Origin of the sequence: Luteimonas sp. MC1895 (assembly GCF_016457215.1) — a bacterium.
GTDB lineage: Bacteria > Pseudomonadota > Gammaproteobacteria > Xanthomonadales > Xanthomonadaceae > Luteimonas.
In genome coordinates this window covers 245,396-257,694 of sequence record NZ_JAEMDY010000004.1, presented here as the reverse complement: position 1 = coordinate 257,694, position 12,299 = coordinate 245,396, and the positions used below count along the sequence as shown (strand labels likewise).

Genomic DNA, 12,299 nt, shown 5'->3' with positions numbered 1-12,299 from the left:
CGCGCTTCATCGGACCCGAATGCCGGGTTTGCCAGCATCGGGGCCCCCATGCAGAACAGAGGAAACGCGTATGCGCGCACTCTTCGTCGGCGGACCGGTCGACAACAGCGAGCTCGACATCGAAGGCGAGACGCCTCCCACCCACTACCCGCCCGACACCGGCAGCGGCCAGTCGCGCTACCGCCTGCAGCAGGTCGGTCGCCGCGGCGACGCGGTCGTGTACGCGGTCTACGGGGCGCCCGACAGCGCCGATGACGAGGTGATCGCGATCGCCGACGAACGCGACTACGCGCGCCGTTTCGACGCCGAACCGCAGCGCGTCGACGCCTGAGGCGTCACGGCTGCGCTCAGCCCTGCAGCTCGCGCAGGGTCACCGCCGGCGGCGCGTCCAGCACGCGCCGCGTGGCCCAGAGTCCCGCCACCAGCGCCGCGGCCATGCCGGCCAGCCCGCCGGCGGCGGCCATGCCGAGATCCGGCGTCCAGGGCAGGTCGAACACTTCCTGCGCCACCACGCCTGCAAGCACGGTGGCAGCCACCGCCGCCACCAGACCTGACAGCAGGCCGATCACCGCGAATTCCGAAGCCTGCGCCAGCCGCAGCTGGCGCCGGCTTGCCCCGAGCACGCGCATCACCCCGCCTTCGAGCAGGCGCTCGTCCTGGCTTGCGCTGATCGCCGCCAGCAGCACGAGCAGGCCTGCGGCGAGCGCGAACCAGAACACCACCTCCACCACGGTCGAGACCTGGTCGGCGGTGTTGCGCACCTGGGTCAGCACCGCGTCGACGTCGATCACCGAGACGTTGGGATAGCGCTGGACGAGTTCGCGCGTGAACGCGGTATCGCCCTGCGGCACGCTGACCGCGGTGATCCAGCTGGCGGGGTAGCCGTCCAGCGCGCCGGGCGAAAACAGCACGAAGAAGTTCGGCCGGAAGCTTTCCCAGTCGACCTCGCGCAGGCTGGTCACCCGGCCCTCGATGCGGCGTCCGGCGATGTCGAAGGCGACGCGGTCGCCGAGCGCCCAGTCGAGTGATTCGGCGAAGCCGGCCTCGACCGACAGCTCGACGCCCTCGGTGCCTCCGGCGCCCCAAAACTCGCCTGCGGTCACGCGGTTGTCGTCGCGCAGCTCGCGCGCGGTGGACAGGTTGAACTCGCGGTCGGCACGACGCTGCGCGCGCCCGGACGCCTCGTCGCCGTCCTCACCGGCGTAGTCCTCGCCGCGCACCGGCGTGCCGTTGTGGGTGGCCAGGCGCCCGCGGACCATGGGATAGAGCACCGGTGCCGTCAGGCCCTGGGCCGCCGCCACGGCGGCCACGCCGTCGATCTGGTCCTGCTGCACGTTGACGATGAAGCGGTTGGGCGCCTCCGCCGCCAGCGCGAGCTGCCAGCGCTCCAGCAGGTCGGTGCGCACGAAGGTCAGCAGCAGCAGCGCCATCAGCCCGAGGCCGAGCGCCGACACCTGGGCGATGCTGGTGCCGGCGCGGCGGCTGACGTTGGCCAAGCCGTAGCGGGCACTGCCGCGCAGGCGGCCGCGCAGGCGGCGCACGGCCAGGATCATCAGCCAGGCCAGCAGGGCCAACGCGCCGAGCGTCAGCGCGATGCCGGCCAGCATCGCCAGCGCCAGTGCCGGCGAGCCCGCCTGCCACCACAGCAGCGCGCCGATCCCGGCGATGCCCGCGGCCAGCACCAGCAGCGCGGCCGGCTCGGTGGGATCGAGGTCGCGGCGCAGCACGCTCAGCGCCGGCACGCGGCGCAGCGCCAGCACGGGCGGCGCGGCGAACGCGAGCAGCACGACCAGCCCCACGCCGTAGCCGCCCAGGGCCGGCATCAGCCCCGCCGGCGGAATGGCGATGCCGAGCATGCCGGCCAGCCAGCCACCGATCGCCCACTGCAGCCCCCAGGCGATCGCCACGCCCAGGGTGCAGGCCAGCAGCCCGAGCATCAGCAGCTCGCCGATGTGGATCCCGGCCAGGGTGGCCTGGCTGGCGCCCAGGCAACGCATCACCGCCGCACCCTGCAGATGGCGCGCGCTGTGCCGGCGCGCAGCCATCGCGACCGCCACCGCCGCCAGCACCACCGAGACCAGCGCGGCCAGGCCGAGGAAGCGCCCGGCCCGGTCCAGCGCGGAGCGGATCTCCGGCCGCGCGTCGGCGGCGGTCTCCAGCCGCTGGCCCCGCGCGAGGTGTTCGCGCGCCACCGCGGTGAAGCGCTCGACCGCGCTGGCCTCGCCGGCCACCACCAGGCGGTAGCGGATGCGGCTGCCTTCCTGCACCAGGCCGGTGGCCTCGAGGTCGTCCGGGTGGATGAAGACCCGCGGCGCCACGTTGAAGTAGTCCAGGGCGGCGTCGGGTTCCTGCGCCACCAGCGCCGCAAGCCGCAGCTCCAGCGTGCCGATGCCCACGGTGTCGCCGATGCGCGCGCCGAGGGTGTCGGCGCCGCCGCGGCTCATCCACAGCGTGCCGGGCGCGGGGACGCCGGTGGCCGCGGCTTCCACGCCGTCGGCGCCGGCGATGCGGTATTCGCCGCGCAGCGGAAAGCCCTCGCCGATGGCCCGCAGTTCGCCCAGCTTCAGCTGCACGCCGTCGCCGCGGCCCACGCGCACCATGGTGTCGAGCTCGACGGTCTCGGCCATGCGCAGGCCGGCGCTGCCGGCGGCCTCGCGCGCCGGTCCGTCGATCGGCGCGTCGCCGCGCAGCACGGCGTCGCCGCCCAGCAGTCGGTTGGCCTCGATCGCCAGCGCGCGCGCGGCGCGGTCGGTCACGAAGCCGACCGCGGTCACCGCCACCACCGCCAGCACCAGCGCCGCCAGCAGGATGCGCACGTCGCCCGAGACCAGGTCGCGCTTCAGCTGCCGCCAGGCGAGTCCGGCGATCCTCATGCGGCCGGCCCGGAGTCCGCCACCAGCCGCCCGCCCTCGATGCGCAGGGTGCGCCGGCAGCGCTCCGCCAGGTGTTCGTCATGGGTCACCAGCACCAGGGTGGTGCCGGCGTCCTGGTTGAGCGCGAACAGCAGTTCGATGATGGCCTGCCCGGTCGCGGTGTCGAGGTTGCCGGTCGGCTCGTCGGCGAACATCAGCGACGGATCGGTGACGAAGGCGCGCGCCACCGCCACGCGCTGCTGCTCGCCGCCCGACAGCTGGCGCGGATAATGGCCGAGGCGCTCGCCCAGTCCGACGCGGGCCAGGATCGCGCGGGCCGGGCCTTCGGCGTCGGCGTCGCCGCGCAGCTCCAGCGGCAGCATCACGTTCTCCAGCGCGGTCAGCGACGGCAGCAGCTGGAAGTTCTGGAACACGAAGCCGACCTTCTCGGCGCGCACGCGCGCGCGGCCATCCTCGTCGAGCGTCGACAGCGGGGCGCCGTCGATCTCCACCGCGCCCGCGGTCGGGGCGTCGAGTCCGGCCAGCAGCGACAGCAGGGTGCTCTTGCCCGAACCCGAGGGGCCGACGATCGCGACGCTCTCGCCGCGCATGATGGCGAAGCCGACATCGTCCAGGATCACCAGCTCCCCGCCTGGCAGCTGTACGCGCTTGCCAAGGCCGGTGGCGGAAAGCGCCTGGGGCGCGTGGGTTCGGGAAGAGTCAGCCATGGGGTCCTTCATCGGGGCATGATGTCCGGCGCAGCGTCCGGCGGGGCCGGGCGCGATCGACGGACGGAACGAGGAGTCGCGGGATGAGGTCAGGATACCGGGCGCCACGGCGCTGGCTGCAGATGGCCCTGGGCACGGCACTGCTGGCGTCCGCGGCGATGGCCCTGGCGCAGCCTGCGGCACGGGTCGAGCCGGCCGCGGCGGCCCAGCGCGCGGCCGCACCGCGCACGGCTGCCCCGCGCACGGCCGCCCCAAGCACGGCCGCCCCGCGCACGGTACTCGTGCTGGGCGACTCGCTGTCGGCCGCCTACGGGCTGCGCGAGGACCAGGGCTGGGTGGCGATGCTCGGCGAACGCGTCACCGCCGGGCATCCCGGCTGGCAGGTGGTCAACGCCAGCATCAGCGGCGAGACCAGTGCCGGCGGCTCCGCGCGCGTGGTCGACGAAGTGCTGCGGCACCGTCCGGCGGTGGTGGTGATCGCGCTGGGTGCCAACGACGCCCTGCGCGGGCTGCCGCTGCCCGAGCTGCGGCGCAACCTGGCGCGGATGATCGGCGCCTCGCGGCACGTGGGCGCGCGCGTGCTGCTGGTCGGGATGCGCATGCCGCCCAACCTGGGCGCCGACTACACGCGCGGCTTCGAGCAGACCTATCGCGACCTCGCGGCCTTCTTCGACGTCGAGCTGCTGCCGTTCCTGCTGGAGCCCATCGCCGCCGACCGCGGCAACTTCATGGATGACAACCTGCATCCGACGGCCCGCGCGCAACCGGCGATCGCCCGGCATGTCTGGCCGGCGCTGGAGCCGCTCCTGCGCTGAGCCCGCGCTCACCGCGCCCGGCCGGAGAGCAGCGGCCAGGGATCGATCGGCGTGCCCTCCCACCAGCGCTTCTCGGGACCGAGCAGGAAGATCGCGAAGTGCAGGTGCGGCGCCGCGGGGTCGGCATTGCCGGTGCTGCCGACGTAGCCGATGACCTCGCCCTGGCGCAGCGCCTGGCCTTCCGCCAGCCCCGGCGCATAGCGGTCCAGGTGCGCGTAGTAGTAGGCGTGGCGACCCGACGGTTCGAACTGGTAGAGGGTCAGCCCGCCGCGGTCGCTGTCGAACAGCTTCTCGACGTGGCCGTCGGCTACCGCGAGTACCGGCGTGCCGGTGGGCGCCATGATGTCGAGCGCTTCGTGCACGCGGCCTTCGCCGCGGTCGTCGTCGAAGGTGGGCGTGAGCGACGCGGGGGCGATGCCCTGCACCGGCACCACCAGCCCCGACGGCAGCGGCCCCGGCGCCGCTGCGCGCGTGGCGCGCGTGGTGGCTGCCGGACGGGTCGCGTCCCGGCCGGTGGCGGAGACCTCGACGCCATCGGTGTCCGACGTCGAGGCGCTTGCACGCGGCGCATCCGTCCGCGCGGCACGCGCGCCACGCGCCACGTTCCGCCCGGCGCCCGCGCCCTCGCCGTCCGCGGCGCGTGGCGACGCGACGTCCGCAGGCGCGACCCGCAGCGGTGGCTCCCGGTCCGCGCCCCGCGTCGCAAGGTGGTACGCCAGCGCGCCCACCAGCAGCCCTGCCAGCACCAGCCCGACGTAGCGCATGCCTACTCCTGCAGCAGCGCCGGCATGCCCGGCTTGACCGCATCCGCGAGCAGGCTGACGTGCCAGTTCGCCAGGCGGATGCAGCCGTGCGAGTCGGTCTTGCCGACATGGCCGGGTTCCGGCGTTCCGTGGATGCCGTAGTGCTCCTTGGACAGGTCGACCCAGGCGACGCCGACCGGATTGTTCGGGCCCGGCTGCAGCGTCGCCTTGGCGTGCGACGGATCGGCATCCCAGAACAGCTCCGGGTTGTAGTGGAAGGTGGGATCGCGCGCGACGCCCTTGATCGTCCACTCGCCGAGCGGCAGCGGATCATGCTCGCTGCCGGTGGACGCCGGGAACTGCGCCACGACGGTGTCGTCGGCGGCGACCAGCTGCACCACCGAGTCGGACTTGTCGACGACCACCCGCGCGATGGCCGGCAGCGCGGCGGCGGTGGCCAGCCCGGGAACCACGATCGTCGTGCCGGCCGCGGTCAGGTCCTTGCCCGGATTCAGGCGCTTCAGCAGCGCGGGACTGGCGTGGAAGCGTTCGCCCAGCGCCTCGGCGACGTCCTCGTAGCCGAGCACATCCAGCTTGGCCCGTTCCATCATGCCCCCGGGCAGCGCGGCGTACGGGCCTGCGGCGTCGGCCGCGGTGATCGCGTACTGCACCAGCACCGGCGCCGCGTCGCTGTTCAGCACCTTCCACGTGGCCTCGTCGAGCTGGCCACTGGGCTCCAGCTGGCGGCTGCGCTGGAAGGCCGCGATGGCGCGCCGCGTGTTCGTGCCGCCCTGGCCATCGATTTCGCCGGGCGAGAAGCGCGCGCGCTCGAGCAGCACCTGCGCGCGCAGCATCGCGTCGCGCCCCTGCGTGGTGGCGGCATCGTTGGCAGGATGATCCGCGGCCTGCGCGGCGGGCGCGGACGTGGCGGCTTCGGCCGCAGCGGCTTCGGGCGCGGCGGCAGGCTTGGCCTTGGGGGGCGCCGGCTCCTGCGCATCGGCTGGCAGTGCGAAGACGAGCATCGCGGACAGCGCGATGGCGAGCGGTGCGGCTGGGCGCATGCGGGGCATTCCTTGTGGGCGGGATGGTCGCGATGCTGGGGAAGGCGCGGGCGATGCCGCGTGAAGGCAGCATCGGCTGCGTCACGGCCGCCATTCGCGCTGAACGCGCGGTCATGCACGCCCCGCGTTTCATTGCGACGGCGTCCGTGCCGGAGCAGACTCGGGGCAGACCCGGAACCCGGCACACCTGCCATGAAGCGACCGCAACGTCCGCAGTGCCTGCCTCGTCTGATTCCGGCCCTGGCGATCGCCTTGGCCGTCGTGACCGGACCGGCGCTCGCCGACCGGGTCACCGATCCCGACGTCGGCCTCAGCCTCGAGGACGGCGGCCCGGTCGCGGTGTCGTGGACGGCGCCCGCGGACTTCACCGAGATCCGCCACAGCCGCAACCGCTTCGAGGCCGTGCGCGGCGACTGGGTGCGCGACCTCGCCCGCCACGTCGCCGATCGCGCCGCGCGCGCGCTGCATCCCGGCGAGCGCCTGGAGGTGCGGATCACCGACATCGACCGTGCCGGCGACTACGAGCCCGGCCGGGGCGCCAGCGACCATGTCCGCGTGGTGCGCGACATCTACCCGCCGCGCATCGACCTGGCCTATACGCTGCGCGATGCCTCCGGCCAGGTGGTCGCCTCGGGCGAGCGCAGCCTGCGCGACCTCGGCTTCCTGCAGCGGCAGCCGGGCACGGTGGGCAGCAGCGACCCGCTGCGCCACGAAAAGCAGCTCGTTGATCGCTGGGTGCGCACCGATCTCGCCCGTGCCGACCCCGTCCGCGGTGACCGCTGAGCGCGGATGGCGGTCTACGTCGACGATGCGGTCACCTTGTGGCGCGGACGCCGCTGGGCGCACCTGATGGCCGACAGCCTCGATGAGCTGCACGCCTTCGCCGCTGCACTCGGCCTGCCGCGCCACGTCTTCCAGGACCGGACCAGCGGTGCGCACTACGACGTCACCGCCGAGCTGCGCGCGCGCGCGATCGAGCTCGGGGCAGTGGCGATCTCGCGCCATCGCGACCGCGGGCAGATGCGCGCGGTGATCGCCAACGCACGCCGCCAGGGCCGGCGCGAGTCGCCCTGACGCGCGCGTACGGCCGGCCGGCGATAATCAGGCGCAGATCCGCGCAGGAGACCGGCATGACCCGCTTCGACCTCAGCCCGCCCGACGACGCACAGCGCCGCCGCCTCACCGACGCGCTCGACGACGATGCGCGGCGCGTGCTGCTGGCCCACGGCACCGAGGCCCCGTTCTGCGGCGCATTCCTCGACAACCGGCGCGAGGGCACCTACACCTGCGGGTTCTGCGGCCTGCCGCTGTTCCGTTCCAGCGCCAAGTTCGAGTCCGGCACCGGCTGGCCGAGCTTCTTCGCGCCGCTCGACCCGGCCCACGTCCGCTACGTGCGCGACCTCAGCCACGGCATGGTGCGCATCGAGGAGACCTGCGCGCGCTGCGGGAGCCACCTCGGCCACGTCTTCCCCGATGGCCCGCCGCCCACCGGCGAGCGGCATTGCCTCAATTCCGTCTCGCTCGGCTTCGTCGCCGACGGCGAACCCCTGCCCGACCTGCTGGGCCGCGGCGCGCCCGAGGGCGAAGCGCTGGACTGAGCTGCAGGACGCGCCACGCCGCAGTATCCTCGTGCGCCGCGAGCGCAGCCGCCCCGCACCCGCGAACGACAGACGGAATCCGACAGACATGACGCAGACCCCGCCCGACCGCCTCAGCAATGATCCCCGCAGCCCGCACTACGACGAGACGACCCTCGGCCGCGGGATCGGCATCCGGTTCAACGGCGAGGAGCGCACCAACGTCGAGGAATACAGCGTCAGCGAGGGATGGATCCGGGTGGCGGTGGGCCGCGCGCTCGACCGCCGCGGCAATCCGATGACGATGAAGATCAACGGTCGCGTCGAGCCCTATTTCCGCGACGCGGAATGAAGACGGGGCGCCCTGGGGCGCCCCGCATGTCCTCGACTTCGACGACCGTGCGCGTCAGTCGCGGTCCTTGCCGACGACCTCGCCGGTCTCCGGATCCAGCGTGAGCTTCAGGTCGCGTCCATTGGCGTCCTCGGCGTCGGCGGTCCACACGCCGTCATCGAACTTCACGTCGTCCACCTTCGAATAGCCGGCAGCCGAGAGCTTGGCGCGCACGTCGGCCTCGCCGAGCGTGGACACCGCATCCTCCGGATACACCTTGCCGGTCGCCGGGTCGACGCGCAGCTCGACGCGCTGGCCGTCGGCGCTGCGCGCATCGGCCTTCCACACGCCGTCCTCGAACTCGACGTCGTTGACGCGGGTATAGCCCTGCGACTCGAGCGAGGCGCGGATCTGCGGTGCGGTCATCGCATCCGCGGCGGCGTCCTGCGCCGCGGCGTTGCCGGCCGACAGCGCGAGCGTCACCGCGATCGCGAGGGCCTGGAGCTTGGCGTGCTTCATGGAATGTCTCCTGCGGGGGGAAGCGCGAGTATTCGAACCGCGGCGCGAACCGGGCATGAAATCCGCCGCCTGCGTTCATGCACGGGCCAGCGTGCGCTCACGTCGCGTCCATGCCGGCGCGGCAAGAATCGCCGCTCCCCCGATGCATGCGGAGCAAGACGATGAGCAATCGCATTCAGCAAGGCGGCTTCATGGCCGCAGCCCTGTCCCTGCTGCTGGCGGGTGGCAACGCCGTGGCCAACGACGATCCGAAGCACAAGGACGGACACGACGCCGCCGACTCGGAACAGCCGGTCGGCGACACTTGGATCACCACCAAGGTCAAGGCAAGCCTGCTCGCGGACGAGGACGTGGCCGGACTGGAGATCGACGTCAAGACGGTGAACGGCGTGGTGACGCTGCGCGGCGACGTGGCCAGCAAGGCGCAGATCGAAGAAGCCAGGCGCATCGCCTCGGGCATCGAGGGCGTCGTCGAGGTGGATGCAAGCGGACTGGGTACCGACGCGGGCGAGTAAGCCTTTGCCCATTGCACGCGCGCGCGCCGCGCGTGGTGCAGTGCACCCACCACACACAGGGCACCGGAATCGCCGGTGCCTTTTTCGTTCCGGCACGCCTCAGCGTCAAGGCGGCGTCAGTGCATTGTTATGCACGCGTACGCACCACTTGCACGCCGTGCAAACCTCACCGCGGCAATAGTGGCTCCTCCCCACGAACACCACCCAGGAGCTCACGCATGAACGATCGTCGAGACACGAACCCCGATGCCAACCGCGACCCGATCACCGGCGCTCCCGGCGCGCATCCCGTCGGCGTGGCCGCGGGTGGCACGGCCGGCGCGATCGCCGGCGCGGCCGTCGGCAGCCTCTTCGGACCCATCGGCACCCTCGTCGGCGGCGGCATCGGCGCGGTGAGCGGCGCCGCGGGTGGCAAGGCCATCGCCGAGCGCGTCGATCCCACCGCCGAAGTCGAGTACTGGCGCGAAGGCGCGGTGTCGCGCGACTACTACCAGGCCGATCGCGATTTCGACCGCGACTACGCCCCGGCCTATCGCATGGGCACCGAATACCGCAACGAGGCCGGCGGCCGCGACTGGAACGAGGCGGAGTCGCAGCTCAAGCAGCGCTGGGACGAGTCGCGGGCGGAATCGAGCCTCGACTGGGACTCGGCGCGTCCGGCCGTGCAGGACGCCTATGACCGCACCCATCGCACCTATGGCGCCTACCAGGACACCGACAGCCACTTCGAGCAGAACTACAACAAGGCTGACTACTACAGCAGCGAGCACGGCTTCGACGACTACCGTCCGGCTTACCGCTACGGCACGCAGGCGCGGACCTCGCGTCCGAATGCCGCGTGGTCGCAGGAGACCGAGTCCGAGCTCGAGCGCGGCTGGGATCGTGCCCGCGGCGAGTCGAAGCTGGGTTGGCAGCAGGCCAAGGGTGCCGTCAAGGACGCGTGGCACCGCGTCGAGACGAAGCTTCCGGGCGACGCGGACGGCGACGGCCGCTGATTCCCGCCACATGTGATGCCGGAGGGGCCCCGATCGGGGCCCCTTTTCATTGCGCAACGATGCGTCCCCCTGTGGCGCGGGGACCGGTGACGCCGCGGCGTAAAATGGACGCCTATCGCCACGTGGAGTCCTGTCGTGCCCGAGCGCATCCGCCATCCCCTGTTCCGTGACCGCATCACCTCGGCCGAGGAGGCGGCCGCGGCGATCGGGCCGGGCATGACGGTGGCGATGAGCGGCTTCACCGGCGCCGGCTATCCCAAGGCGGTGCCGCAGGCGCTGGCCGCGCGGGTCGAGCGCGCCAACGCCGCCGGCGAGCGTTTCCGCATCAAGGTGCTGACCGGCGCGTCCACCGCGCCCGAGCTCGACGGCGCGCTGGCGAAGGTCGAGGGCATGGAGCTGCGCCTGCCCTACCAGTCGGATCCCGCGGTGCGCGAGCGCATCAACGCCGGCACCCTGGACTACATCGACATCCACCTCAGCCACGTCGCCCAGCACGCGTGGTTCGGATTCTTCGGCGCGATCGACGTCGCGGTGGTGGAAGTCGCCGGAATCCGCGAGGACGGCAGCCTCATCCCGTCGTCCTCGGTGGGCAACAACAAGACCTGGCTGGACCAGGCCGACAAGGTGATCCTCGAGGTCAACGCGTGGCAGCCGGCCGCTCTCGACGGCATGCACGACGTCTACTACGGCACGGCGCTTCCGCCCGACCGCCGTCCGATCCTGATCGAACGCCCTGACGACCGCATCGGCGAACCCAGCCTGCGCGTGGACCCGGACAAGGTGATCGCGGTGGTCGAGACCCATGCCCCGGACCGCAACTCGCCGTTCAATCCGCCCGACGCGGCCTCGCGGCAGATCGCCGGCCACCTGCTCGACTTCTTCTCGCACGAGATCGCGCGCGGACGCCTGACCCGATCCCTGCTGCCGCTGCAGTCGGGCGTAGGCAACATCGCCAACGCCGTGCTCGGCGGGCTGGCCGACGGCGGCTACCAGGGCCTGACCGCGTACACCGAGGTGATCCAGGACGGGATGCTGGCGCTGCTGAAGAACGGCACGCTGCGCATGGCCTCGGCGACCTCGTTCTCGCTGAGCCCGGCGGGCATCGAGGAGTTCAACGCCCACGTCGATTTCTACCGCGAGCGCATCCTGCTGCGCCCGCAGGAGATCTCCAACCATCCCGAGGTGATCCGGCGCCTGGGCTGCATCGCGATGAACGGCATGATCGAGGCCGACATCTACGGCAACGTCAATTCGACCCACATCGCCGGCAGCCGGATCATGAACGGCATCGGCGGGTCGGGTGACTTCGCGCGCAACGGTTACCTGTCGGTGTTCATGTCGCCGAGCACCGCCAAGGGCGGCCAGGTCTCGGGCATCGTGCCGATGGTCAGCCACGTCGACCACACCGAGCACGACACGATGGTGCTGGTGACCGAGCAGGGCCTGGCCGACCTGCGCGGGCTGTCTCCGCGCCAGCGCGCGAAGCGGGTCATCGACACCTGCGCGCATCCCGACTTCCGGCCGATGCTGCAGGACTATTTCGACCGTGCCTGTCGCGACGGCCACGGCCTGCACACGCCCCACCTGCTCGGCGAGGCGCTGTCCTGGCACCAGCGCATGGTCGAGACCGGCAGCATGCGGACCGGTCCGCAGGGCTAGTCGCCCACGGCCCGGGCCCGGTCGTCCGGGCGCTCCCCGTAGCGCAGCCACAGCCTGGCGGCACGTTCGTCGACGAACACCCGGGCTTCGAAGCCGTGCTGCCGCGCGGACAGCTCGCAGTGCTCCACGGCGTCCAGGCCGTTGGGTTTGACGTGGGCGATGCGCACGGCTTCCAGGCCCGTGCCGACCAGCCTGTCGACCAGGGCCCGCCAGTCCTCCGCGCCCAGGGCCGGGCCGCGCAGCTCGTCGACCAGCAGCAGGTAGTCCGGCCGGTCGCGGGCCGCCTCGGCCACGATCGCGCTCCAGTACGCACGGGTGGCGTCCACCGACGCGACGCCGCGGACGACCACGCGCAGCATCCGCGCTTCGCGTGACACGGCGACCGACGGACCGTCGGTCCCGGGGCTGGATTCCTGCTGCATACCCTCTCCCACGTCGAAACTGCTCCGCTGCGGCCCCTGGACGGCCTGGCGGCCGCGAGTCTGGCATGGCGCCCGGCGTGCC

Annotated in this window: 15 protein-coding genes; 9 read left to right on the top strand and 6 right to left on the bottom strand. The window is 72.4% G+C overall.

Annotated features, from left to right (window positions below; genetic code table 11):
* Positions 1-70 precede the first annotated feature (70 nt).
* Positions 71-331 carry a hypothetical protein gene (locus JG616_RS11695; RefSeq protein WP_199360080.1) on the top strand — a complete coding sequence of 87 codons (261 nt, stop codon included), beginning with the start codon at positions 71-73 and terminating at the stop codon, positions 329-331.
* A gap of 16 nt (positions 332-347) precedes the next feature.
* On the opposite strand, the gene JG616_RS11690 is transcribed toward JG616_RS11695, so the two are convergent.
* Positions 348-2,873 carry an FtsX-like permease family protein gene (locus tag JG616_RS11690; protein ID WP_199392669.1) on the bottom strand — a complete coding sequence of 842 codons (2,526 nt, stop codon included), beginning with the start codon at positions 2,871-2,873 and terminating at the stop codon, positions 348-350.
* On the bottom strand, positions 2,870-3,580 hold the full coding sequence (locus JG616_RS11685; RefSeq protein WP_199392668.1) for an ABC transporter ATP-binding protein: 711 nt from the start codon (positions 3,578-3,580) through the stop codon (positions 2,870-2,872). The genes JG616_RS11690 and JG616_RS11685 overlap by 4 nt, the downstream gene beginning before the upstream one ends.
* A gap of 83 nt (positions 3,581-3,663) precedes the next feature.
* Between JG616_RS11685 and JG616_RS11680 the strand changes: the two genes are divergently transcribed.
* Positions 3,664-4,395: an arylesterase gene (locus JG616_RS11680; protein WP_235973108.1), complete on the top strand. Its 732-nt coding sequence runs from the start codon at positions 3,664-3,666 to the stop codon at positions 4,393-4,395.
* An 8-nt stretch (positions 4,396-4,403) separates the two neighbouring features.
* Here JG616_RS11680 and JG616_RS11675 read toward each other — a convergent pair whose 3' ends face one another.
* Together JG616_RS11675 and JG616_RS11670 are read right to left on the bottom strand one after the other, a co-directional pair.
* Entirely contained in the window at positions 4,404-5,159 is a 756-nt protein-coding gene (locus JG616_RS11675) for a M23 family metallopeptidase (RefSeq protein ID WP_199392667.1), read from the bottom strand.
* A gap of 2 nt (positions 5,160-5,161) precedes the next feature.
* On the bottom strand, positions 5,162-6,199 hold the full coding sequence (locus tag JG616_RS11670) for a L,D-transpeptidase (RefSeq protein ID WP_235973107.1): 1,038 nt from the start codon (positions 6,197-6,199) through the stop codon (positions 5,162-5,164).
* Positions 6,200-6,391: 192 nt separating this feature from the next.
* On the opposite strand from JG616_RS11670, the gene JG616_RS11665 reads away from it, so the two are divergent.
* The 4 genes from JG616_RS11665 (at position 6,392) to JG616_RS11650 (ending at position 8,128) form a co-directional block, all read left to right on the top strand.
* Positions 6,392-6,982, top strand: a complete 591-nt coding sequence (locus JG616_RS11665; RefSeq protein ID WP_234446551.1) for a DUF3016 domain-containing protein — start codon at positions 6,392-6,394, stop codon at positions 6,980-6,982.
* A 6-nt stretch (positions 6,983-6,988) separates the two neighbouring features.
* Positions 6,989-7,273, top strand: a complete 285-nt coding sequence (locus tag JG616_RS11660; RefSeq protein WP_199360076.1) for a DUF4031 domain-containing protein — start codon at positions 6,989-6,991, stop codon at positions 7,271-7,273.
* Between the two features lie 56 nt (positions 7,274-7,329).
* Complete coding sequence (gene msrB, locus JG616_RS11655) at positions 7,330-7,797, top strand: peptide-methionine (R)-S-oxide reductase MsrB (protein WP_199360075.1); 468 nt, start codon at positions 7,330-7,332, stop codon at positions 7,795-7,797.
* Between the two features lie 88 nt (positions 7,798-7,885).
* Positions 7,886-8,128: a DUF3297 family protein gene (locus JG616_RS11650; protein ID WP_199360074.1), complete on the top strand. Its 243-nt coding sequence runs from the start codon at positions 7,886-7,888 to the stop codon at positions 8,126-8,128.
* Between the two features lie 54 nt (positions 8,129-8,182).
* Here the strand turns inward: JG616_RS11650 and JG616_RS11645 are convergent, their stop codons facing one another.
* The gene (locus JG616_RS11645) at positions 8,183-8,626 is read right to left on the bottom strand and encodes a PepSY domain-containing protein (protein WP_199392666.1); all 444 of its coding nucleotides are present in this window, start codon (positions 8,624-8,626) and stop codon (positions 8,183-8,185) included.
* A gap of 161 nt (positions 8,627-8,787) precedes the next feature.
* Here JG616_RS11645 and JG616_RS11640 point away from each other — a divergent pair, with 161 nt between their 5' ends.
* From JG616_RS11640 to JG616_RS11630, 3 genes are all read left to right on the top strand, one after another.
* On the top strand, positions 8,788-9,141 hold the full coding sequence (locus JG616_RS11640) for a BON domain-containing protein (protein WP_235973106.1): 354 nt from the start codon (positions 8,788-8,790) through the stop codon (positions 9,139-9,141).
* A 218-nt stretch (positions 9,142-9,359) separates the two neighbouring features.
* The gene (locus JG616_RS11635; RefSeq protein ID WP_199392664.1) at positions 9,360-10,136 is read left to right on the top strand and encodes a hypothetical protein; all 777 of its coding nucleotides are present in this window, start codon (positions 9,360-9,362) and stop codon (positions 10,134-10,136) included.
* 135 nt (positions 10,137-10,271) lie between these two features.
* Entirely contained in the window at positions 10,272-11,795 is a 1,524-nt protein-coding gene (locus JG616_RS11630; protein WP_199392663.1) for an acetyl-CoA hydrolase/transferase family protein, read from the top strand.
* Here the strand turns inward: JG616_RS11630 and JG616_RS11625 are convergent.
* On the bottom strand, positions 11,792-12,217 hold the full coding sequence (locus tag JG616_RS11625) for a hypothetical protein (RefSeq protein WP_199392662.1): 426 nt from the start codon (positions 12,215-12,217) through the stop codon (positions 11,792-11,794). The genes JG616_RS11630 and JG616_RS11625 overlap by 4 nt on opposite strands.
* Positions 12,218-12,299 lie beyond the last annotated feature (82 nt).